The 21,274-nt window shown below is 72.4% G+C and carries 21 protein-coding genes and 1 pseudogene; 9 read left to right on the top strand and 13 right to left on the bottom strand.

Features of this window, described 5'->3' with window-relative positions; translation table 11 throughout:
- Nucleotides 1-3: 3 nt before the first annotated feature.
- From araA to AB0K15_RS38075, 5 genes are all read right to left on the bottom strand, one after another.
- Entirely contained in the window at nt 4-1,509 is a 1,506-nt protein-coding gene (gene araA, locus AB0K15_RS38095) for an L-arabinose isomerase (RefSeq protein WP_364062204.1), read from the bottom strand.
- Between the two features lie 30 nt (nt 1,510-1,539).
- Nucleotides 1,540-2,217 carry an L-ribulose-5-phosphate 4-epimerase gene (locus AB0K15_RS38090; RefSeq protein ID WP_364062201.1) on the bottom strand — a complete coding sequence of 226 codons (678 nt, stop codon included), beginning with the start codon at nt 2,215-2,217 and terminating at the stop codon, nt 1,540-1,542.
- Entirely contained in the window at nt 2,208-3,893 is a 1,686-nt protein-coding gene (gene araB, locus AB0K15_RS38085) for a ribulokinase (protein ID WP_364062282.1), read from the bottom strand. Before araB ends, AB0K15_RS38090 begins: the two co-directional genes overlap by 10 nt.
- Nucleotides 3,894-3,954: 61 nt before the next feature.
- The gene (locus AB0K15_RS38080) at nt 3,955-4,983 is read right to left on the bottom strand and encodes a LacI family DNA-binding transcriptional regulator (protein WP_364062198.1); all 1,029 of its coding nucleotides are present in this window, start codon (nt 4,981-4,983) and stop codon (nt 3,955-3,957) included.
- Nucleotides 4,984-5,105: 122 nt separating this feature from the next.
- A complete protein-coding gene (locus tag AB0K15_RS38075) occupies nt 5,106-5,534 on the bottom strand; it encodes an MmcQ/YjbR family DNA-binding protein (protein ID WP_364062195.1) in 429 nt (142 codons plus the stop codon).
- 68 nt (nt 5,535-5,602) lie between these two features.
- Here AB0K15_RS38075 and AB0K15_RS38070 point away from each other — a divergent pair, with 68 nt between their 5' ends.
- The gene (locus AB0K15_RS38070; protein WP_364062192.1) at nt 5,603-6,181 is read left to right on the top strand and encodes a TetR/AcrR family transcriptional regulator; all 579 of its coding nucleotides are present in this window, start codon (nt 5,603-5,605) and stop codon (nt 6,179-6,181) included.
- 426 nt (nt 6,182-6,607) lie between these two features.
- Here the strand turns inward: AB0K15_RS38070 and AB0K15_RS38065 are convergent, their stop codons facing one another.
- Complete coding sequence (locus tag AB0K15_RS38065) at nt 6,608-7,153, bottom strand: hypothetical protein (protein ID WP_364062189.1); 546 nt, start codon at nt 7,151-7,153, stop codon at nt 6,608-6,610.
- A gap of 108 nt (nt 7,154-7,261) precedes the next feature.
- A complete protein-coding gene (locus AB0K15_RS38060) occupies nt 7,262-8,230 on the bottom strand; it encodes a GNAT family N-acetyltransferase (protein ID WP_364062186.1) in 969 nt (322 codons plus the stop codon).
- Between the two features lie 132 nt (nt 8,231-8,362).
- Between AB0K15_RS38060 and AB0K15_RS38055 the strand changes: the two are divergent.
- Nucleotides 8,363-8,437 (top strand): annotated as a pseudogene (locus AB0K15_RS38055) (hypothetical protein); the annotation flags it as partial.
- A complete protein-coding gene (locus tag AB0K15_RS38050) occupies nt 8,412-8,543 on the top strand; it encodes a hypothetical protein (RefSeq protein WP_364062287.1) in 132 nt (43 codons plus the stop codon). The pseudogene AB0K15_RS38055 and the gene AB0K15_RS38050, both read left to right, overlap by 26 nt.
- Before the next feature lie 55 nt (nt 8,544-8,598).
- Here AB0K15_RS38050 and AB0K15_RS38045 read toward each other — a convergent pair whose 3' ends face one another.
- A complete protein-coding gene (locus tag AB0K15_RS38045) occupies nt 8,599-9,756 on the bottom strand; it encodes an LLM class flavin-dependent oxidoreductase (protein ID WP_364062183.1) in 1,158 nt (385 codons plus the stop codon).
- Nucleotides 9,757-9,937: 181 nt separating this feature from the next.
- Here AB0K15_RS38045 and AB0K15_RS38040 point away from each other — a divergent pair, with 181 nt between their 5' ends.
- Entirely contained in the window at nt 9,938-10,951 is a 1,014-nt protein-coding gene (locus tag AB0K15_RS38040; protein WP_364062180.1) for a helix-turn-helix domain-containing protein, read from the top strand.
- Nucleotides 10,952-10,954: 3 nt separating this feature from the next.
- Here AB0K15_RS38040 and AB0K15_RS38035 read toward each other — a convergent pair whose 3' ends face one another.
- Nucleotides 10,955-12,391 carry an MFS transporter gene (locus tag AB0K15_RS38035; protein ID WP_364062177.1) on the bottom strand — a complete coding sequence of 479 codons (1,437 nt, stop codon included), beginning with the start codon at nt 12,389-12,391 and terminating at the stop codon, nt 10,955-10,957.
- 52 nt (nt 12,392-12,443) lie between these two features.
- Between AB0K15_RS38035 and AB0K15_RS38030 the strand changes: the two genes are divergently transcribed.
- Entirely contained in the window at nt 12,444-13,124 is a 681-nt protein-coding gene (locus AB0K15_RS38030; RefSeq protein ID WP_364062174.1) for a TetR/AcrR family transcriptional regulator, read from the top strand.
- Nucleotides 13,125-13,342: 218 nt separating this feature from the next.
- Here AB0K15_RS38030 and AB0K15_RS38025 read toward each other — a convergent pair whose 3' ends face one another.
- The 4 genes from AB0K15_RS38025 to AB0K15_RS38010 form a co-directional block, all read right to left on the bottom strand.
- On the bottom strand, nt 13,343-14,254 hold the full coding sequence (locus AB0K15_RS38025; RefSeq protein ID WP_364062171.1) for an NADP-dependent oxidoreductase: 912 nt from the start codon (nt 14,252-14,254) through the stop codon (nt 13,343-13,345).
- Between the two features lie 24 nt (nt 14,255-14,278).
- On the bottom strand, nt 14,279-15,493 hold the full coding sequence (locus AB0K15_RS38020; protein WP_364062168.1) for an MFS transporter: 1,215 nt from the start codon (nt 15,491-15,493) through the stop codon (nt 14,279-14,281).
- Between the two features lie 13 nt (nt 15,494-15,506).
- On the bottom strand, nt 15,507-16,145 hold the full coding sequence (locus AB0K15_RS38015) for an HD domain-containing protein (RefSeq protein WP_364062165.1): 639 nt from the start codon (nt 16,143-16,145) through the stop codon (nt 15,507-15,509).
- Between the two features lie 117 nt (nt 16,146-16,262).
- Nucleotides 16,263-16,997 (bottom strand): alpha/beta fold hydrolase, encoded by a 735-nt coding sequence (locus AB0K15_RS38010; RefSeq protein WP_364062162.1) that lies wholly within the window; start codon nt 16,995-16,997, stop codon nt 16,263-16,265.
- 173 nt (nt 16,998-17,170) lie between these two features.
- On the opposite strand from AB0K15_RS38010, the gene AB0K15_RS38005 reads away from it, so the two are divergent.
- The 4 genes from AB0K15_RS38005 to AB0K15_RS37990 all read left to right on the top strand — a co-directional run bounded on the left by AB0K15_RS38005 (nt 17,171) and on the right by AB0K15_RS37990 (nt 21,273).
- A complete protein-coding gene (locus tag AB0K15_RS38005) occupies nt 17,171-18,178 on the top strand; it encodes a GlxA family transcriptional regulator (protein ID WP_364062159.1) in 1,008 nt (335 codons plus the stop codon).
- A gap of 535 nt (nt 18,179-18,713) precedes the next feature.
- Nucleotides 18,714-20,852 (top strand): alpha/beta fold hydrolase, encoded by a 2,139-nt coding sequence (locus AB0K15_RS38000; RefSeq protein WP_364062156.1) that lies wholly within the window; start codon nt 18,714-18,716, stop codon nt 20,850-20,852.
- Nucleotides 20,849-21,085: a DUF417 family protein gene (locus AB0K15_RS37995; RefSeq protein ID WP_364062153.1), complete on the top strand. Its 237-nt coding sequence runs from the start codon at nt 20,849-20,851 to the stop codon at nt 21,083-21,085. Before AB0K15_RS38000 ends, AB0K15_RS37995 begins: the two co-directional genes overlap by 4 nt.
- Nucleotides 21,082-21,273: a DUF417 family protein gene (locus AB0K15_RS37990; RefSeq protein WP_364062150.1), complete on the top strand. Its 192-nt coding sequence runs from the start codon at nt 21,082-21,084 to the stop codon at nt 21,271-21,273. The genes AB0K15_RS37995 and AB0K15_RS37990 overlap by 4 nt, the downstream gene beginning before the upstream one ends.
- Nucleotide 21,274: the final 1 nt, after the last annotated feature.

Genomic DNA, 21,274 nt, shown 5'->3' with positions numbered 1-21,274 from the left:
CTTTCAGAAGCCCTGGGCGAGCCGGTGGTAGGCCTGGTTCCAGCGGATCCGGTCGGCGAACCCGGAGGTGGTGGTGCCGGCGTCGATGGTGAGGAGCTCGACGCCGAGCAGGTCGGCGAAGTCGCGAAGTGTCTCGACCGGCACCGCCTGGGTCAGCACGGTGTGGTGCGGCGCACCGGCGGTGATCCACGACTCGGCCGACGTGGCGAGCGACGGCGCCGGCTGCCAGACCGCGCGCGCGACCGGCAGGCTGGGCAGGGGCTCGTCGGGCGGGACGACCTCGATCTCGTTGGCCACCAGGCGGAACCGGTCGCCGAGGTCGGCCAGGCCGAGCACCACGCCGGGGCCGGGGGCGGCGTCGAACACGAGCCGCACCGGGTCCTCGCGGCCGCCGATGCCGAGCGGGTGGATCTCGCACGACGGGCGGGCGGCGGCGATGCTCGGGCAGACCTCGAGCATGTGCGCGCCGAGGATCTTCGGCTCGCCCGGCCCGAAGTGGTAGGTGTAGTCCTCCATGAACGACGTGCCGCGGTCGGTGCCGGCCCCCATCGCCTTCACCGCGGCGAGCAGGGCCGAGGTCTTCCAGTCGCCTTCGCCGCCGAAGCCGTAGCCGTCGGCCATCAGCCGCTGCACGGCCAGCCCCGGTAGCTGCCGCAGGCCGCCGAGGTCTTCGAAGTTGGTGGTGAACGCGCCGAAGCCGCCCTCGGTGAGGAACCGCCGCAGCCCCAGCTCGACTTTCGCCGCGTACCGCAGGGATTCGTGGCGGGCGCCGGCTTCGGCGAGCTCCGGCGCCAGGTCGTAGGCCGACGCGTACTCGGCGACCAGGTCACCGGTGTCCTGTTCGGACGCGCTGTCGACGAGCTCGACGAGGTCGTTCACGCCGTAGGTGTTGACCGACACACCGAACCGCAGCTCGGCCTCGACCTTGTCCCCTTCGGTCACGGCGACGTCGCGCATGTTGTCGCCGAAGCGCGCCAGCCGCAGCTCGCGCAGGTGGTCCGCGCCGATCGCGGCCCGCGCCCACGCGTCGATCCGCGCCACGACCACCGGGTCGCCCGCGTGCCCGGCGACGGTCTTGCGCGGCACGGAAAGCCGGGTCAGCACGTGGCCGAACTCGCGGTCTCCGTGCGCGGCCTGGTTGAGGTTCATGAAGTCCATGTCGATGCTGCGCCACGGCAGGGCTTCGTTGAGCTGGGTGTGCAGGTGCAGCAACGGTTTCCGCAACGCGTCGAGCCCGCCGATCCACATCTTCGCCGGCGAGAAGGTGTGCATCCACGCGATCACCCCGACACAGGAGGCGTCGGCGTTGGCCTCGAGCAGCAGCCGGCGGATCGCGGCGGCCTCGGTCAGCACCGGTTTCCCGACGAGCTCGGCCGAAAGCCGTCCCGTCGAGGCCAGCAGCCGCTGGATCTCCAGCGACTGGCCGGCGACCTGCGCCAGCGTGTCCTCGCCGTAGAGCGCCTGGCTCCCGGTGAGGAACCAGACCTGGGGTTTGTTCTGCGAAGCCATGTGTCTCCTCGTCGTGTGCGCCGGCCGGGCTCAGCGCTGGCCGTAGACGTTCTGGTAGCGCGCGTAGAGCCGGTCGACGTCCTCGGCCGGCAACGGTGTGGGCGCGCCGAGCTCGAAGGCCTTGTGGACGGTCCGGGCCACGTCCTCCACGAGCACCGCCGCTTTCACCGCCTCGCGGGCGGTGCGCCCGACGGTGAACGGGCCGTGGTTGCGCATCAGAACGGCGGGGGAGCGGCTGGCCCGCAGCGTCTCGACGATGCCGCGGCCGATGGAGTCGTCGCCGATCAGCGCGAACGGCCCGACCGGGATCTCCCCGCCGAACTCGTCGGCGATCATCGTGAGCACGCACGGGATGGGCTCGCCGCGCGCGGCCCACGCGGTGGCGTACGTGGAGTGCGTGTGCACGATACCGCCGACATCGGGCAGGTGCCGGTAGACGTAGGCGTGGGCGGCCGTGTCGGACGAGGGCGTGAGGTCGCCGTCGCGCAGCCGCCCGTACAGGTCGGTGACGACCATGGTGTCGGCGGACAGCTCGTCGTAGGACACCCCGGACGGCTTGATCACCATCAGCTCACGCCCGGGCACCCGCGCCGAGACGTTGCCCGCGGTCCAGGCGACCAGCTCGTTGCGGGTGAGCTCGCCGTGCAGGTCCGCGACGGTGCGGCGCAGTTCGGCCACGGTGCCGAGCAGCTCGTCGGTCAGCGACATGTCAGGACTGTCCTTTCGCCGGCGGTGGCGGTGGCGTGGCGGCGGGCCGCGAGGCGGTGCAGCACGTCGCTGCCGCCGCGGCCGAAGTGGTCGTGCAGCTCGCGGTAGTCGGCGTAGAGCTCGTCGTAGGCGAGGGCGTGCGCGGGCACCGGCCGGTACACGTCGCGCTGGACCGAGCCCATCGCGCCGGCAGCCGCGGTGATGTCCGGGTGAGCACCGGCCGCGACGGCGGCGTGGATGGCCGAGCCGAGCGCCGGCCCCTGCGCGGATCCGATCACCGACAGGGGCAGGTTCACCACGTCGGCGTAGAGCTGCATCAGGAATTCGTTGCGGACGAGCCCGCCGGCCACGACCAGGTCGGTGACCGGCACCCCTGAGTCCCGGAAGGCTTCGATGATCGTGCGGGTGCCGAACGCCGTCGCCTCCAGCAGCGCCCGGTAGGTGTCCTCGGCGCGGGTGGCCAGCGTCTGGCCGACGACGACGCCGGACAGCTCGTGGTCCACCAGCACCGAACGGTTGCCGCTGTGCCAGTCGAGCGCGAGCAGCCCGTGCGCGCCGATTTCCTGGCCGGCGGCCAGCGTCGTGAGGTGCTCGTGGAGCGAGACGCCCGCTCGCCGAGCATCCTCGTGGTAGCCGGGCGGCACGCCGTGCTCGACGAACCAGCCGAAGATGTCGCCGACCCCGCTCTGCCCGGCCTCGTAGCCCCACAGCCCGGGCACGATCCCGCCGTCGACGACGCCGCACATGCCCGGGACCTCACGCAGCTCCTCGGCGTTGAGCACGTGACACGTCGAGGTCCCCATGATCGCGACCATCCGGCCGGGTTCGACGGCCTGCGCGGCGGGCGCGGTCACGTGCGCGTCGACGTTGCCGACCGCGACGGCGATGCCTTCCGGCAGCCCGGTCCACGCCGCCGCTTCGGCCGTGAGCGAGCCGGCGCGGTCGCCGAGGCGGCCGAGCGGCCGGTCGAGCTTGTCCGCCACGAAGTCCGCGAACGCGGGGTTCAGCTCGCGCAGGAAATCGGCGCCCGGGTACTCGCCGTCCTGCAGGATGCCCTTGTACCCGGCGGTGCAGGCGTTGCGGACGTAGTGGCCGGTCAGCCGCCAGACGATCCAGTCGGCCAGCTCGACCCAGTGCGCCGTCGCCGCGTAGACGGCCGGTGCCTCCTCGCACACCTGCAGCGCCTTGGCGAACTCCCATTCCGACGAGATCCGCCCGCCGTAGCGGGGCAGCCACTTCTCGTCACGGGTGCGCGCGAGCTCGGTGATCCGGTCGGCCTGCGGCTGCGCGGCGTGGTGGCGCCACAGCTTCACGTACGCGTGCGGTTCGCGCTCGAACTCCGGCAGCTCGCACAGCGGCGTTCCGTCCACAGTGGTCGGAACCACCGTGCACGCGGTGAAATCGGTGCCGAGGCCCACGACGTCGGCGGGATCGGCGCCGGCGTCGCGCAGCGCCGCGGGGACGGCGGTGCGCAGCACCCCGATGTAGTCCGAGGGGACCTGCAGCGCCCAGTCCGGCGGCAGCGCCTCGCCGGTCGCGGGCAGCGTCCGGTCGACGACGCCGTGCGGGTACTCGGACACGGCGGTGCCCAGCTCGGCGCCGTCGGACACCCGCACCACGACGGCGCGGCCCGAAAGCGTGCCGAAGTCGACGCCGACCACGAGGGGTTCGTGAATGTTAGCGCTAACATTCGGAGAGTGCGGGGACACGGGGGTTCTCCTTCGGTGGGGACCGCGCTCAGCGTGGTCCGGTGCTCTCCCGGACGATCAGCTCGGGCTCGACCAGGTGGCGCGCGTGCTGGTCGCCGCCGCCCATCCGCTCGGTCAGCAGCCCGAACGTGCGCCGGCCGACTTCGATGAAGTCCTGGCGCACCGTGGTCAGTGGTGGCGTGAAGTACGCGGCCTCGGGGACGTCGTCGAAGCCGGCCACGTGCACGTCCGCCGGCACGCCGATGCCGGCCTCGGTGAACGCGCGCAGCAGCCCGAGCGCCATCTGGTCGTTGGCGGCGAACACCGCGTCCAGGCCGCCGTTCCCGGTGGGCACCTTCTTGGCCAGGGTCCGCCCGGCGGCGTAGCCGGAGGCCGGGCTCCAGTCGCCGCGGATGACGGGCGGCACTTCGGCGCCGTGGCGCTCCAGCGTCTCGCGCCAGCCGCGCTCGCGCTCGAGCGCCTCCAGCCAGTCCTCCGGCCCCGCGACGTGCCACACCGTGCGGTGCCCGAGCGCGAGCAGGTGCTCGGTCACGCGGCGGGCGCCGTCGTACTGGTCCACGGAGATCACCGGAACCGGCGCGCCCTCACCGCCGCCGACGGCGACCACCGGGACCGCCGAAGGCACTCCCGCCAGCGCCCGCCCGGCCGTGACGTGCGGGGCGATCACGACGATCCCCTCCACCGCCTGGCGCCGCAGGCTCTCCACCGCGTCCGCGATGGACGACCGGCCCGGGCGGCTCACGCTCGAGATCGTGATGGCGTAGCCGGCTTCCCGGGCGGCGTTCTCGATGCCGTGCAGGGTGCTCGCGGGTCCGTACAGATTGGACTCGAGCGCGACGACGCCGAGCGTGCCGGAACGGCCCGTGACGAGCGCGCGAGCCGCGGTGTTGGGCCGGTAACCCAGCTCTTCCACCGCCGCCAGCACCCGCGCCCGGGTCTCGGGACGGACCGGGCCGGTGCCGTTGATCACCCGCGAGACGGTCATGTGGGAGACGCCCGCGAGCCCGGCCACGTCCGTGAGGCTGGCCTGCCGATCTCCGGCGGGTCCTGCTGACACTTCGTCACCGCCTTTCCCGTCCGGGTGGTCCGCGTCACTCTTTCCGGCGCATAGTGTTAGCGATAACAGTCACTCGGTCAAGCCTCGGCTCGGTCACGACTGGGTCTCCCCGGCGTCGTTCGTCACCCGGTCGGCGGTGGGTGTTCGGCGAGCCACGCGGCCGCGCGACGGGCGGAGGCGCGCGAGAGCCACGCCTCCTGCACTACTTCCGCCAGTTCGCCGCGGCTGAGCTCGCCGAGGCGGCACGCCCGCGCCAGCACCGAAAGGTGCCCGCGGAAGTGCGGGGTGGTGAAAAACGGCGTCGCCTCGTCCTGCACGAGCGCCTCTTTGTCGGCTTCCGACGGGACCCAGAAGACGATCACGTCGGGGTAGCGCTCACCGGTGTCCGGGTCGAAGGCGTCCGGTCGCGGGTTGCGGAAGAAGACGAACGACTTGCCGCCGACCTGGTACACGGGCTTGTCTTCGGACCCCGGCCAGATCCTGACGTGCGGCATCGCGAGCGCGAGCTCGTGCACGTCCTCGACGCACGCGGGACGGTCGTTGTCCGGCATCGGCCCAGTGTAGAGCGCCGGCAGCCATTTGTTGACCTGAAGGTACACAATTGGCTACGGTCGCGGACATGGGGAGAGTGCGGCAGTTCGATCCGGACGTCGCCGTCGAGCAGGCGATGCAGGTGTTCTGGCGGCAGGGCTACGCGGCCACGACACCGCAGGACCTCGTCGACGCACTGGGGATCGGCAAAGGCAGCCTGTACCACGCGTTCGGCAGCAAGCACGGCGTGTTCGAGCGGGCACTGCGGCGCTACCGGGACCGGCAGGCGCAGCGGCTCGTCGACGCGCTCGGGGAACCCGGGCCGGTGAAGGAGCGGCTGCGGCGGGCGTTGCGCGAGCTCGTCGAGATGGACCTGGCGGATCCGGATCGCCGGGGCTGCCTGGCGGTGAACACGGCCGCCGAGCTGGGCGGCGGAGACGCCGCCGCGGCGGGCTCGGTCGCGTGGATGTTCGACCACGACGAAGAGGCGTTTCGCTCCGTCGTGGAAGAGGGGCAGCAGGCGGGTGAGCTCGCGCCCGGCCGCGATTCCCGGGCGGTGGCGAGCATGTTGCTGACCACGGTGGTGGGGTTGCGCGTGCTGTCCCGGCTTCCCGGCGGGCGCGAGCGGGCGCTGCGGGTGGTCGACGCCACGATCGCCGCGCTGTGAGCCGGCGGCGTCCGGCGTGGCCGCGTTCCCGGCATGGGCGTTGGCCTAGGCGGACGGGGCCGGCGCGCTGATCGGCGACGCCGGCGGCAGCGCGTCCGCGGACCGCGCCGGCTTCCCTGGGGTTCGGACAGGCGGTGGCTCGAGGTGGCCGCCTCGTCGATCAGCTCCCGCCTGTCCGTCACCTCCGGGGAGCCGCAGGCGGCACGATCACGATGTGCTGACCGTGGTTGCGTGACCGCCTCGGGAAGTCCACATCGGACGGTGCCGAGCCGGCCGCCGGGCTCGGCCGGTGTCGTTGCCGCGCGGGCGTTCCCGGTCGACGCGGCGCCGGGTGATTCAGCGCCGGCGCCGGACGACGCGCCGGGCGGTGCGCCGCGAGGTGCGGCGGGCGATCCTGCGGGATCCGAACATGGTCTGCCTCCTGTGTCAGGTGCGGCTGGGGGTGGCTGTCTCGAAGGCGTGCAGCTGGTTCGCTTCCTCCGCCGTGACGAGGCCGATGGCGACCAGGTCGAGCGGGCTGATGAAGCCGTCGGAGATGCGGAACCCGCCCGCCTCCGCGATGGCGTCGCGCAGGGGGATGGCCCAGCGGTGTTCCAGCAGCACGAGCGCGGCGGCGGACCCGTCGGGGATCTCCGCGAGGACGTCCCAGGCGTCTTCGTCGGAGAACACTCCGACGCCTTCCGCGGCCTCCTCGGCACCTTCGAGCGCGCCGGCGGCCATGCCTTCTTCGCCGTCGATCCCGAGCCCGATCAGCGCGCCGACCTTGCTGCCGAGCTCGATCGCTTCTTCGTCACTGAGGTTGCTCAGGTGGGCGACCTCGATCCCGCCGTCGGAATCCTTGTGCACGGCCAGCGCGTCGACCACGTTGACGGTGCCGCTCTCCCTCAGGCGCTCGAGCTCGGCGATGATCGCGCCGTGGAAGTCCGGGTCCGGAAATCCCAGTACGAGGAGCTGGATGGGTCCGATCGTCATGAGTCTGCCTCCGTTCTGCGTCGCGTCCCTCATGGCGAGCATCTGGGCGCGGGTCGCGAACGGCCTCATCTGCGGGAGGTGAGCTTGCCCCGCTCCTCAGGCTTCGAGTCAGGCTTCGAGTGCCCAGCGGACATAACGCCGCTTCGACGTGAATCCCGCTTCCGTGAAGATCCCGGACGCGCCCGCGGGGCTCGCCGAGTCCGCGTTCACGCTCGCCCGGTCGAAGCCGTGCTCGGCGGCCGCCCGCAGCGCGTGTCCGATCAGCGCCCCGGCGGCGCCGCGGTTGCGGTAGGCGGGGATCGTGCCGACGACCATGAAGTGCACGTCGCGCACACCGGTGACTGCCGCGTCGGCTTCCCAGTGGTTGGCCACGAGCACTCCCACCGCGGTGCCGTCCGCCGCGTCGCGGAGCAGGAAACTGGCTTCCGGGCGCAGGGTGTGGTTGGCGATCTTGTTCTTCCAGTTGTCCACCGGCGACGGCGCCGAGCCCCAGCTGTCCGCGTACGCCTTGTTGCGCGTCACGCGGAAGTCCTCGTCGTTGTCCTCCGACCACCGCTCGATCCTCAGCCCGCCGGGGATCACCGGCTCGGGGAGCGCGGCGCCGAGCGGGTGCTCCAGGTGCTGGAAGTGGCGGACGGGCGCGAAGCCGCGCGGGGCCAGGAGCTCGGCCAGCCCGGCGATGTGCCCGGCCTTGTGGACGTCGATCGCGAGCCGCAGCCGCGGGTGGTGCAGCGCGTGCAGCGTGTTCGCCGCCGCCACCCCGGCTTCGACGAGCACGGTGCCGATTCCGCGGCGCCGGTGGCCCGGGTGCACGCCGCCGTCGAGGAACACGCGGTGGACCTCTTCCGCGAACCGCTTGTAGCGGATCTTCATGTAGCCGACCATCACGTCACCGTCGAAGACCGCGAGGCTGGCGCGCGCCAGATCCGCGTACGGGTCGACCAGTTCCTGGAGGGTGTCCTGCGCGGTGTAGTTCTCGCCGATCCGGTCGACGGTCTCCATCGCGTTGAGCAGATCGGCCGCCGCCTGGGCGTCGTCGTGGGTGAGCGGCCGCCAGGTGAGGGACGTGGTGTGCATGCGCCCGAAGGTATTCACGCGCGGGCGGGCTGTCGCTTCGTTTTCCGGCGAAAGCGATCGCCGAGCGCCGCGCACGCTCACGCGGCCCTCGTCGACCGCCACCAGCGCTCGAGCCACCTGATCCTGCGGTCGATGGTAGAAGGCTTCCTCGCCACGGCGATGGTTCTGCTCGACCGCGCAGGTGTCGAAACCCCGTCGCTCGGCCGCGAATCAGGGCCCCGACGTCCGCGACATCTCGATGGTCGGAACCCCGCCGCCGGCTGGGAAGCTCGCCGAGCTGCGAGCCGCCCACGCGCGCGCGATGCCCGCCTGAGCAACGGGAGACGCCCCCGGCGGCACCCGAACCGGTGCCGCCGTGGGTGCGCCGATCAGGCGGACTTCTCCGCCTCGTGCCGGGCCTTCGCCTCCTCCAGCGCCTGGCCCTGCCGGCTGTGCAGCTCGGCCCGCAGCTTCTTCGCCTGCGACTCTGTGGCGGCAAGGCGGTCGAGTCGCTGCTGGAAGTGCGGGGCGACGGCTTCGGCGAACAGCTCGTAGTGCCGCGCCGTGGCGGCCGGGTTCGCCCACTCGTGCGCCATCATCAGGTACGAGCCGAAGCCGCCCTTCGACTGAGCCTCGAGGGTGCCGATCTGGCGGATCGCGTCCTCCGGGGTGCCGATCACGCCGATGCCGCTGGCGTTGATCCAGTCGACGCGCTCGGTGAACGTCGCGCCGCCGGGTTCGAAGTGGGGGACGGCGGCGACGTGCTGCAGGTAGTCGCACCAGTCGTCCAGGCCGTGTTCGACCTCGGCGTAGGCCTGTTCCTTAGTTTCGGCCAGGTGCATCGGCCCGACGAGGCGCCAGCCGTCGCGGTTCATCGCGGTGCCGAACTGCGTGGCGCGTTCCTCCGCGACGTCCCAGTGCTGGGCCAGCAGGTCGAGGTCGCCGGTCAGCGTCGCGCCGATCGACAGGAGGCTGAGGCCGTGCTTGCCGGCGATGCGCGGCCCCGACGGCGACGCGATCGCGGCGACGCCGACCTCCAGCCCGCCCTGGGTGAAGGGCCGCAGCTGGCACAGCGCGTCGCGCAGCTGGTAGCGGTCGGTCTTGACCGTGACGGGTTCGGCGCCGTTGAGCAGCTGCATCAGCACGTCGGTGTCCTCCTCCAGCGCGCCGCGCTGGCTGAGGGGGTCGAGGCCGATCATGGACGCGTCGGTGGGCAGGGAGCCCGGGCCGAGGCCGAGCATGAACCGGCCGCGCGTGAGGTGGTCGAGCAAGATCGCGCGGTCGGCCACCCACAACGGGTTGTGGTAGGGCAGCGAGAGCACGCCGGTGCCGAGCTTGATCGTCTTCGTCTGCGCCGCGACGTGGGCGATGAAGATCTCCGGGCTCGCGATGAGCTCGACGCCGCAGGAGTGGTGCTCGCCGATCCACGCCTCGTCGTAGCCCAGCCGGTCGAGCAGCTTGATCGTCTCGATGTCGCGAGCCAGGGCCGCCACCGGGCTCTTGATCGGTGAGGCGTGGAACGGGGCCATGAAGACGCCGAAACGCATGAGTCCTCCTTGACTTCGCCGGCCGGGTGATCGACGGTAACGCCGGTGCGGCGCGCCACACCGGGCTCGACGCGGAACCGTTCAAAAGATGAACACCCCGCCCGATCGGGGGCTGGCCGCGCGCTCGGCCGATCCTGCACACTCGGGTTTCCCGGCGACGACGCCAGGAGAGGAGCCGCCCGTGCCCGCCCCGGACGTCTGGCAGCAGTTCCTCGAGGCCGATCGCCGCGGGGCGGCCCGGCCGGAGATCGAGGAGTCGTGGGTGCGCTCGCGGCAGTCCGGCGTCGATCCCGAGCGGCTCGACCTCGCGCCCGCCGAGTTCGACCCCGAAACCCTGCTGGTCGCGGTCGGCAGCCGCGTCATCCCCGGCACGGCCGATCTGCTCGTGGGCGACGCCGCGTCGGTCGCGCTGGTCGACCCGCGCGGCACGCTGACCTGGCGCTGGGAATCCGATCCCGCGTTGCGCCGTGACCTGCAGCAGGTGGAGGTCGAGCCCGGGCACCGCTACGTCGAGGACGGCGTCGGCACCTGCGGGGTCGGGCTCTCGATGGCGGTGCGCTCCGCGTCGATGGTGGTCGGTGCCGAGCACTACAAGCAGGCGTGGCACCCCTACACCTGCGCGACCGCGCCGATCGTCGACCCGACCACGCGGCTGCTGCTCGGCTCGGTCAACGTGTGCTGCCGCGCCGAGCACACCAACCGTTTCGTGATGGCCGCCGTCGTCGCCTTCGCCGAGCGCCTACGTTCGGCGCTTCGTGACGCGGCCACGCCCCGGCAGCGCCGGCTCGTCGACGCGCACATGACGTTCCGTTCCCTGCCCGGCACCACCGTGCTCACGCTCGACGGCGAGATCATGATCAGCGACGGCGGCCCGATCGCGACCCTGCCCGACCGCGCGACACTGTGGTCGATGCTGCGCGAAGCCGGCCCCTCGGCCACACACCTGCCTCTCGCCGACGGCCGCGTCGCCACCGTCCGCCCCGTCACCCCGGGCCGGTTCGAGGACGGCTGTGTCCTGATTTTCAGCGCGGTTTCGGTGTCGGAGCACGAAAATCCACTCCAGAACGCGGAAGCCGAGATCATCCGTGAGGTCCTCATCGCCTGCCGCGGCAACAAGACCGCGGCGGCGCACCGGCTCGGCATGGCGCGCGGCACCCTGTACAAACGGATCCGCCGCTACGGCCTGGGTGACTGAGCTTCACCGCTGGGCGTGCTTGGGCAGGAACCGGACCAGCAGCAGCGTCAGCACGAAAACACCGGCGCAGAGGCCGAACACCAGCTCTGCCGCGAAGAGGTACGACGCCGTCGAAGGCTGCCCGACGCGGGCGAAGAAGACGGTGCCGAGCGCGGCGACACCGAGGGCGTTGGCGAACTGCTGGGCGGCGTTGAGCACGCCGGCGCCCGCGCCGACCTCCTCGGTGGTGGCGTCGCCGAGGACGAAGTCGAACAGCGGCACGAACAGCAGCCCGCAACCGAGTCCGGTCACGAGCAGCGCCGGGGCCAGCTGCCCCACGGTGATGGCGGCGCTCCAATGGGCGATCGACCACCCGAGCCCGAGCAGGCCGGCGACCGTGATGGCCAGTCCGGCGTGGAGGTTCGCTCGCCCGAGCTTCCCGGCGAGGACGGCACCGGACAGCAACGTCGCGACCGCGGTGCCGACCGCCCACGGGATGAGGGCGAAGCCCGTCTGCAGCGGCGACCAGCCGAGGCCGGACTGCAGCAGCAGGTTGAGCACCAGGACGAACGCGCCGAGCGCGGCGTAGAACCCGCCGACGATCAGCAGGCCCACCACGAAGCTGCGTTTGCGGAACAACGACGGCGTGATGACCGGGTGCGCGCTGCGGCGCTCGGACGCGACGAAGAGCCCGAACGCCACCAGCCCGGCGGCGATCATCACGTATGTCCAGGCGGGCCAGCCGAGGTCGCGGCCCTGGATGAGCGGCACGATCAGCAGCGCCGAACCGGCGGTGAGCAGGCCGATGCCACGCAGGTCGAGGCGCGCGGTGCGGTCTTCGCCGCTGTGGCGGGGCAGGACCCGCCAGGCGAGCGCGCCGGCGAGGACGCCGAACGGGACGTTGACGAGGAAGATCGAGCGCCACTCACTGCCGAAGAGGTCCAGGTGCAGCAGCCAGCCGGCCACGACCGGGCCGGCGACCGTGGACAGGCCCATGATCGGGCCGAACGGCATGAGCGCCTTGCGCAGGTGCTCGGGCGGGAAGACGATCTTCACCAGCGCCAGGCCCTGCGGGATCATCACGGAGCCGAACAGGCCCTGGACCACGCGGGCGGCGATGAGGAACCCGGCGCCGGGCGCGAGGCCGCAGGCCAGCGACGCGACGGTGAAGCCGGCCAGGCCCAGTAGGAACAGCCGTCGGCGGCCGAGCAGGTCACCGAGGCGGCCCGAGGTGATCAGGCCGAGCGCGAACGCCGCGGTGTAGGCCGAGAGCACCCACTGCAGCGTCATCGGCCCACCGCCGAGGTCGGCGCGGATCGACGGCCCGGCCAGGTTGGCGACGCTCGTGTCGACGAGGTCCATGAGCTCGGCGACGACCACGACGACCAGCACCAGCCAGGCCTGACGGAGGGGGAGCGACGCCGTTCCGGGCGCGGCTGACGAACTAAGTTCAGTAGACACGAACTAAGTTCTAGATGACGAACTAAGTTCGTGTCAAGGTAGGGTGGCGCCCATGCCCGCCGCCTCCCGCCGTGCTCAGTCGTCCGCTGCCCGGAAGCCGCCCATCACCGCCGAGCGCATCACGGACGCCGCCCTGCAGGTCGTCGCCACCGAGGGCTACGACGCGCTGACCATCCGCCGCGTCACGGCCGTGCTGGGCACAGGCCCGTCGTCGCTCTACGCCCACATCACCACGAAAACCGACCTCGACGACCTGCTCATCGGCCGGCTCTGCTCGGAGATCTCGTTGCCCGAGCCGGACCCCGCGCGGTGGCGGCAGCAGATCCACGACGTCTACGCCCAGATGCGCGACCAGTACCTCAAGTACCCCGGCGTCTCCCGCGCCGCGCTCGCCCTGGTCCCGACCCACGCGGAAACCCTGCGCGTCAGCGAGGGCATCCTGGCCCTCCTGCTGGCCGGCGGCGTCCCCGCGCAGACCGCCGCGTGGGCCCTGGACTCGCTCACGCTGTACGTCACCGCGTACGCCTGGGAGCGCTCGCTGGTCCACCAGCGCCGCACCGACGAGGACGACGATTGGGTCCTCAGCCGGGACGCCCTCGTCGAACGACTGGGCGCTCTGCCGGCCGACCGCTTCCCCCACACCCGCCGGCACGCGGCCGAGCTGACGTCCGGATCGGGGCACGAGCGGTTCGAGTTCACCCTGTCCTTGATGCTGGACAACCTCACCGCTTGATCACCGATCGCGAAGCGGACCGTGGACCTCGCAGTCGGGGTACGGGCAGTCGGCCGCGTTCCGTTCGTTCCGAGCCTTGCGCTTTTCTCGTGCCGGGCCTCGGTGTGCGCGTCGCGGCGTGCGCGCCAGGGGCGCGGCGGGCCGGGACTCCGCCGTGGACGAGCAGCCGGCGGCCGCGGCCGCGGTGAGCAGCAGGCCGCCGGCGACACGCGGGTTGATCACTCCGCCACCTGGATGATCGTCTTGCCCGGCGTCCGCCGGCGCCTCGCGAACGCGTCCGCCGTCTCGGCGAGTGGGCGCACGCCGCTGACGATCGGCTTGAGCCGTCCGTCGCGGACGCGCCGCGCCAGGTCCGCCAGGCGCACACGATCCGGTTCCACCACGAAGAAAACGGCGCGCCCGTCGGCCGGCTGGACCTCGGGCGGGGCGGCGATGGTCACGACGGTGCCGCCGGGGCGCACCAGCTTCGTCGAGCGTTCGAGCACCTCGCCGCCGATGACGTCGAGGATCACGTCGGCCGGGCCGGCGGACTCGAAGGAATCGGTGTCCACAAAGGAGTGCGCGCCGAGGCCGAGCACGAAGTCGCGGTCGGCGGGGCGGCCGGTGCCGATCACCTGGGCTCCGGCCTCGTGGGCGAGCTGCACGGCGATGGACCCGACACCGCCGGCGGCGCCGTGGATCAGCACGGTCTGGCCGGCGGACAGCGAAGCGTGGTCGAACAGGGCCTGCCACGCCGTCAGCCCCGAGATCGGCAATGCGGCGGCGACGGTGTGGTCGATGTCGGCGGCGAGCGGCGCGAGGTTGCGGGCCTCGACGGCCGTGTACTCGGCGAGAGAACCGTCGCGCAGCCAGTCGGTGAGGCCGAACACGCGCTGCCCGACGCTCAGGCCGGTGGTGCCGTAGCCCAACTCGGCGACGACGCCGGACAGCTCGTGCCCGGGCACGCTGGGCGTGCGGTCGCGGCCGGCGCGGTCGGTCCACGTGCCGGGCCACTCGAGCTCGCCCGGGGTGAAGCCGGCGGCGTGGACGCGCACGATGACGTCGTTCTCGGCGGCGTGCGGGTGGGGCACTTCGGCGAGCTTGAGGCCGCCGACGCCGGCGCTGGGGTCCTGTGCGGTGATGGCTTGCATGTCGGGTCCTTTCAGGACAGTCACTCAGTGGTGTCGGGATGCGACGAGTTCGGTGACGCGGCGGGCCGAAGAGGACTGCACGGCGGCGCTCACGGACAGCACCCCGACGAACGCGAGGTACACGTAGCCCGTCGTCTCCAGTCCCCACGACGGCGCCACCAGCCCGGCCGCCAGCGACGGCAGGCTGAGCGCCGCGTAGCTGACGACGTAGGCGGCGGAGAACACTTCCGACCGCGTCTTCGTGGTGGTGGCCGCGCTGATGCCGCGCAGCGTCCCGGTGAAGGTCAAGCCGACGCCCAGGCCGGCGATCACCGACCCGCCGAGGAAGCCGGCCGCGGAGCCGAAACCCAGGGCACCCGCCAGCACCGCCGCGCCCGCGACCAGCAGGACCGCGCCCATCAGGGTCGCGATCCGCGCCGTGTGCCGTGCCGCCCACAGCCCGCCCGCGCTGTTGGCGAGGAACAGCACCGCGATGGCGAGGCCGCCCGCGGCACCGAACCGCACGTGCAGGACGTCGGCCACCAGCGACGGGGCGAGCGCGAGGAACAGCCCGGTCAGCGCCCACCCCGCGACGATGGCGGGCACCGCGCCGAGGAACGCCCGGCGCGTCTCGCGCGGCACGCGGACGCGAGGGCGCAGCGACGTGAGCACGCCAGGCCGTGGGCTCGCCGTCTCGGGGATGGCGAAGACCAGCGCGGCGACGACCATGAACGCCACGGTGAGCACCGGGAAGACCGCCGCGTCGGGGTACGGGCCGGCCTGCACGAGCAGACCCGTCACCCCGCCACCGGCGGCGAGCCCGAAGCTCGTCCCCACCGCGGTCATCATCGGGCCGCGGTGCGGGCGATCCGCGGGGGAGAGCTCGACCAGCCCGGCGGCCAGCGCGCCCGTCGCCATCCCGGTGGCCAGGCCCTGCACGATCCGGGCGGTCACGAGCGCGCCCACCCCGCCCGCCGCCCAGAAGATCGCCGTGCCGGCCGCGGCCACCAGGAGTGCCGCGACCAGCACCGGCCGGCGCCCGACGTGGTCGCTCAGCGAACCGACCGTCAGCAGCGCACCGACCAGCCCGGCCACGTACACGGCGAAAACGACCGTCAGGATCGTCACCGAAAAGCCCCACCGCTGCAGGTACACCGGGTAGATCGGCGAGGGGGCGCTCGTCGACGCCATCAGCAGCACGTTGGCGATCACGAGCAGGGCGAAGGAGGCGCCCCGGCTCAGGCTGTATCGGTCGCCCATCGCGGTGGCCGGGTCAGCTCGACCAGGGCGAGCCGGTGATGCGCTCGACGGTGGTCGTGCGGCGGAAATCGGGGATGAAGTGCTCCAGGATGTCGGAGTTCACCGTCCCGTTGGTGGTCTCCGGGCGGTGCTTCAGCGCGTCGACGAAGGTGCGCAGGAAATCGTTCTTGAAATCGCCGCGCGGGTGGAACGCGAGGATTTCCTCGACCTGGGCGAGGTCCAGACCGTCGAAACCGAAACCGAGTACGTCGGTCAGCACGCCGAGGTGGGTCGTGGCGATTTCCGGGCCCATGCGGCCGGGGATTCCCGGCGTGGTGTGCAGGGCGATGGCGGTCCACACGGTGTCCGCGGCCGCGGCCGAGAAACCCCGGTCCAGCAGGAACTTGCGCCCGTGGTCGGCTCCGTCGACCTCGAACCGCTGCTCCACGTCGGAAAACGGCGTGATGAGCCCGGTGTCGTGGAACATCGCGGCCAGGTAGAGCAGTTCCGGATCGGGTTTCACCCCGAGCCGCTGCGCGTGGAACTGGCTGAAGAAGTACACCCGGCGGGAGTGGTGGTAGATGAGGGGGTTGGTCGTTTCCTGGATGAGACGCGACGCCTCGGCGACGGCCGCCGTCTCGGGGACCTCCACACCCGCGATGATCTCTGACATGACTGCTGCGCTTCCGTTCTTTTCTCGGCGGATTGTGTCCGTTTCCATGGTGCCGATCTCGGCGCCCGCCGTGCCGCCTTTGTCCGGCCAGGAACCACTCAGATCGGGACGCGCGTTTCAGCCGTCGACGGTGTGCGAGTGCAGGAGCGCCGACACGAACGCGTCGGGCCGGGTCAGGAATGCCTCGTGGTCACCCGGAACGGTGATCGGCTCGACCCCGAGCCGGGCGGGGAACCGCGGGCACCACGCGTAGTCGCCCGGCGGCATGGCCAGGTCGCATTCACCGGCCAGATAGCTGACCGGCAGGCCGAGTGTCGGCAGCGCGGGGGCGTGCAGGGGCTGTTCGAAGAAGCACATCGGCTGGGGCACGAGCAGTTCGTAGATCAGTTTCCGCGCCGGTTCGGGCGTGTCCTGGGCGAAGGCGCTCTGCCACACCGGGTAGGGGAGGACCACGGAACGGTCGCCCGACTCCTGCGCGAGCTGCCGGAAGAGCGCGGCGTGCCCCGGTGGGACGTCGTCCACGAGCGGCACGCCCTTCTCCGGCACGAACGCGCTGTGGAAAACGAGGCGGCGCACCCGGTGCGGAACCCGGTGGGCCGCACCGAAAACCGGGTATCCGCCCCAGCTGTGGGCGACCAGCGTGACGTCGGTCAGGTCGTGCGCGTCGAGGAAACCGACGAGGAAGTCCACTGTGTCCTCGAGCGTGAAACGACGGGGATCGTCGCCGTCCGCGAGGCCCGGCAGTGTCAGCGCGACCACGTTGTGCCCCGCGGCGCGCAACCGCTGCGCGACCGGCCGCCACGACCACGCACCGTGCCACGCGCCCGGAACCAGCACGTACGTCTCCACCATGGTTCGACTCACCTTCCTGTGGCTTCGTTGCCAGAGGGCATGCAGCCCGTGCCGGACCCGTTCTCGGCCGGGCCCGTGATGAGGGAACGTAGCCCGTGGTTACGTTACGGTCAAGCAGTGTAATGAAACTCGCCCGGCTCACTTTCGTGGTGACGGTGTGCTACCAATGCCCTGTGCGCCCGTTTTCCGCCTCCACGACCGCCCGGCCGGGCTCCCCCGCGCGCGTCGTGGCGATCCTGGTCTTCGACGGGGTGACCCTGCTGGACGTCGCGGGTCCGGCGGAAGTGTTCAAGGAAGCCAATCGCTTCGGTGCCCACTACCGGATCGTGCTCGTCTCGCCGACGGGCGAGGACGTGGTGTCGAACCTCGGGTTCAAGGTCACGGTCGAGGGCTCCGTGCGCTCCGAGCCCGCGCCGGACACCTACCTCGTGGCGGGGTCCGACCGGTACCCGCGCATGCCCGTGCCGTGCGACCTGGCGGAGGCCGCCCGCGTGCCGGCCGCCGCGGCCCGCCGCGTCGCCTCGATCTGCACGGGCGCGTTCGTCCTCGCCGCCGCCGGCCTGCTCGACGGCAAGCGCGCGACCACGCACTGGAAGGTCGCCCACGAGCTCGCTGCCCGCTGCCCGACGTGCCGCGTCGAGCCCGACGCCATCTACGTCCGCGATGGCACCACTTACACCTCCGCGGGGGTGACGGCCGGCATCGACCTGGCCCTCGCCCTCGTCGAGGAGGACCACGGCCCCGACTTGACGCGCGACGTCGCCCGCTCCCTGGTCGTGTACCTGCAGCGCTCGGGCGGGCAGTCGCAGTTCTCCGCCCCGTTGCAGGGCCCGCCGCCGCGCTCCCCGGCCCTGCGCACGATCACCGACCTGGTCACGGCGAACCCCGGCGCCCGGCACTCGCTCGGCGACCTCGCCAAGCACCTGAACGTCAGCACCCGCCAGCTCACGCGCCTCTTCCACGACGAGCTGAGCACCACCCCGGCCCGCTACGTCGAGAACATCCGCTTCGACCTGGCCCGCGCCCTGCTCGACCAAGGCCACACGGCGACCCAGGCGGCGACGCTCGCCGGGTTCCCCAGCTACGAAGCCCTGCGCCGCGTGTTCGCGCGCAAGCTGTCGATCAGCCCGGCCGCCTACCAGCGCCGCTTCAGCACGGCTCAGCGCGAGAACGCCGGGTAGTTTCCGGCGGCCGTCCTGGCCGGTCATCGCCCCGACGCAGCTTCGCGGGCGTCGTTCTCCGGCCTGACCTGGGGCCGGCGCGGACGAGGTACCCGGCGTTCGCAGCTCGGCGCGCGGGACGCGTGTCGCGGCGTCGGCCTGCGGTGTCCGGGGAAGTTTTCGGCGGCCGGCAGGCCGATCACCTCCGTCATGCAGCTTGCCGCCGTCGGTCCCGGCCGACCTGGGCCCGAACCGGGAGACATCTCCCTGCGGCGCGGGCCGGCTTGCCGCGGGCTCCTGGCATTCGCAGCTCGGCGCGCGGGATGTCTGTCGCGGCGTCGGCCTGCGGTGTCCGGGGAGGTTTCGGCGGCCGTCCCGACCACCGCGCGGCAATCTCACGGGCGTCGGCCTCGGCCTGACCTGGGGTGGGCGCGGCGAGACCCGATCCGGCTCACCTGGGACGGGCGATGCTTCGCGGACCGGCGGCGAGCACCGTCGTCCCCAGTCGGCCCGAGTGGCGCCGACTCGGCAGGGCCGACAGCGAGGAGGGCGGAGCATGGCGGAGACGGCCACGCCTGCGCCGGCCGGCGGTACCGCGGACGGGCCAGGCCAGCAGGCGCAGCCGGGCCAGCCGAACCAGCCGGGCCAGCAGGGCCCCGCGGCACGGCTCCGCTCACCTGCCTACCTGCGCCTGCTTCTGCTCGCCGCGATCATCGGGGTGCCCATCTCCGCGGCGGCGTACTTCTTCCTCCAGCTGGTCGGCGCGCTGCAGAGCTGGGTTTACACCGATCTGCCGCGCGCGCTCGGGTTCGCCGGGCCGCCGTTGTGGTGGCCGGTGCCGCCGCTGGTTCTGTGTGGCGTGGTGGTCGCCGTCGCGGTGCGGTACCTGCCCGGCGGGGGCGGCCATCCGCCCGTCCAGGGATTCACGCCGGGCCACCAGCCCACGCCGCGTCAGCTGCCGGGCGTGCTGCTCGCCGCGCTGGCGACGCTCGGGCTGGGGGCCGTGCTCGGGCCCGAGGCGCCGCTGATCGCGCTCGGTGCCGGGCTCGGGGTGTGCGCGATCCGGCTCGCGCGCCCGCACGCGCCGAAGCAGGTCGGTGCCGTGGTGGCGGCGACCGGGAGCTTCGCCGCCATCAGCGCGCTGCTGGGGTCGCCGATCCTGGGCGCGTTCCTGCTGATGGAGGCGTCCGGGCTGGCCGGCGCGACGATGGGGCTGGTGCTGCTGCCGGGGCTGCTGGCCGCCGGGATCGGCACGTTGCTGTTCATCGGCCTCGACTCGCTGACGGGCCTGGGCGCGGCGTCGCTGGCGTTGCCCGAGCTGCCGCCGTTCACCCACCCCGACCTCGCGCAGTTCGGCTGGGCGCTCGGCATCGGCGCGGCCGCGGCGGTGCTGGGGACGGGCATCCGCCGGCTGTCGCTGCTGCTGCACTCGCGCGTCGAAAACCACGTCCTGCTGCTGACTCCCGCGGCGGGCCTCGTGGTCGCCGGGCTCGCGATCGCCTACACCGCCGCGGGCGGAAGCCTGTCGGACGTCCTGTTCTCCGGCGAGACGGCGCTGCCGGCACTCCTGGAGAACAGCGCGGCGTACTCGGTCCCGACGCTGCTGCTCCTGCTGGCCTGCAAGGGACTCGCGTACGGCGTGACGCTGTCGGCGTTCCGCGGCGGGCCCGTCTTCCCGTCGATGTTCCTCGGCGCCGCCGGCGGCATCGCGCTGTCGCACCTGCCGGGTCTCCCGCTCGTCGCCGGGGTGGCGATGGGGATCGGCGCGATGTGCGTCGTCATGCTGCGGCTGCCGCTCACGTCGGTCCTGCTCGCCACGCTCCTGCTCTCCTCCGACGGGCTGGCCGTGATGCCGCTGGTGATCGTCGCGGTGGTCGTGGCCCACGTGCTGGCCGCGTGGCTCGGCCCGCGCGAGGGTTCACTCGTCAGGGGTGATGAGCCGACGGCGCCCGCCACGCCAGTCTCCAAGGGCTCTGAAACGGCAGCCCGGGGAGGAACCGACATGGCTCAGCGACCGAACATCGTCCTCGTCCACGGCGCGTGGGCCGACGGCTCGTGCTGGAGCGCGGTGATCGAGCGCCTGCAGGCCGACGGCTACCGCGTCACCGCTCCGCAGTTCCCGGAGACCTCGCTGGCCGCCGACGTCGCCCGGCTGCGCCAGGTGCTGGCCCGCCAGGACGGCCCGACGATCGTCGCCGGGCACTCGTACGGCGGTCAGATCGTCACCGCCCTGGGCACGGACGCGCCGAACGTCGTCGGCCTGGTCTACGTCGCGGCGTTCGGCCTGGACGAAGGCGAGACGATCGGCAAGCTGCTGGCACAGGGGCCGGTGACCCCGGCGCTGGCGCACCTCGACGTGGACAAGCAGGGCTTCGCGTGGCTGCCCGAGGACGACTTCGTGAACCACTTCGCCGCCGACGTCGACCCGGTCAAGGCGCGCGTGATGCACGCCGTGCAGCAGCCGCTGGCCTTGTCGGCCCTCGACGAGGTGATGGGCGTTCCGGCCTGGAAGGCGCACCCGGCGTGGTTCCTGGTGGCCGACGGCGACCAGGCGATCCCGCCCGAGGCCCAGCGCCTGTTCGCCGCACGCATGAAGGCCACGACCGTCGAGGTCGCGACCAACCACGTCGCGATGGTCTCCCACCCCGACGACGTGCTGCGGATCATCGCGAGCGCGGTGCAGGCCGTGCGGTGACGAGCGTCCCGGGCGCCCTGGCCGCCGCCGCGCTGCCGGTGATGCGGTACGGGCTGACGACGTGCTTCGTGTGGGTGGGGGTGCTGAAGTTCCAGGACTACGAGGTCGAGAACGCGGAGCCCCTGGTCACCGCCAGCCCGCTCACCTCGTGGCCGCGCAGGAAATGGGGCGCCCGCACCCTCGGCCGCGTCATCGGGACCACGCAGATCCTGCTGGCTCCCTCATCGCGGTGAAGCCGCTCGCGCCCCGGGCGTCGGCCGCCGGCCCCCTCGGCGCCGCGGCGATGATGGTCGGCACGCTCAGCTTTCTCGTCACCACACCGGAAGCGTGGCGCGAGGGACACCGGATGTCCCAGCTGTCGGTGCTCGGCGCGTCCCTCCTGACCGCCGCCGACTCGCTGAGCGCCGCCGACCGTTCGTAGG

It is taken from the genome of Amycolatopsis sp. NPDC049253, assembly GCF_040678995.1.
In the GTDB taxonomy this organism is placed as follows: domain Bacteria; phylum Actinomycetota; class Actinomycetes; order Mycobacteriales; family Pseudonocardiaceae; genus Amycolatopsis.
Note: the sequence above shows the minus strand (reverse complement) of the source record. Positions and strands in the feature narration are given on the sequence as shown.

Coding starts and splice junctions, on each gene's coding strand:
- AB0K15_RS38060 (WP_364062186.1), bottom strand. CDS start 8,230: ATGCACACCACGTCCCTCACCTGGCGGCCGCTCACCCACGACGACGCC.
- AB0K15_RS38010 (WP_364062162.1), bottom strand. CDS start 16,997: ATGGTGGAGACGTACGTGCTGGTTCCGGGCGCGTGGCACGGTGCGTGG.
- AB0K15_RS38075 (WP_364062195.1), bottom strand. CDS start 5,534: ATGCCGGACAACGACCGTCCCGCGTGCGTCGAGGACGTGCACGAGCTC.
- AB0K15_RS38030 (WP_364062174.1), top strand. CDS start 12,444: ATGCCCGCCGCCTCCCGCCGTGCTCAGTCGTCCGCTGCCCGGAAGCCG.
- AB0K15_RS38000 (WP_364062156.1), top strand. CDS start 18,714: ATGGCGGAGACGGCCACGCCTGCGCCGGCCGGCGGTACCGCGGACGGG.
- AB0K15_RS38070 (WP_364062192.1), top strand. CDS start 5,603: ATGGGGAGAGTGCGGCAGTTCGATCCGGACGTCGCCGTCGAGCAGGCG.
- AB0K15_RS38065 (WP_364062189.1), bottom strand. CDS start 7,153: ATGACGATCGGACCCATCCAGCTCCTCGTACTGGGATTTCCGGACCCG.
- AB0K15_RS38015 (WP_364062165.1), bottom strand. CDS start 16,145: ATGTCAGAGATCATCGCGGGTGTGGAGGTCCCCGAGACGGCGGCCGTC.
- AB0K15_RS38090 (WP_364062201.1), bottom strand. CDS start 2,217: ATGTCGCTGACCGACGAGCTGCTCGGCACCGTGGCCGAACTGCGCCGC.
- AB0K15_RS38045 (WP_364062183.1), bottom strand. CDS start 9,756: ATGCGTTTCGGCGTCTTCATGGCCCCGTTCCACGCCTCACCGATCAAG.
- AB0K15_RS38025 (WP_364062171.1), bottom strand. CDS start 14,254: ATGCAAGCCATCACCGCACAGGACCCCAGCGCCGGCGTCGGCGGCCTC.
- araA (WP_364062204.1), bottom strand. CDS start 1,509: ATGGCTTCGCAGAACAAACCCCAGGTCTGGTTCCTCACCGGGAGCCAG.
- AB0K15_RS38020 (WP_364062168.1), bottom strand. CDS start 15,493: ATGGGCGACCGATACAGCCTGAGCCGGGGCGCCTCCTTCGCCCTGCTC.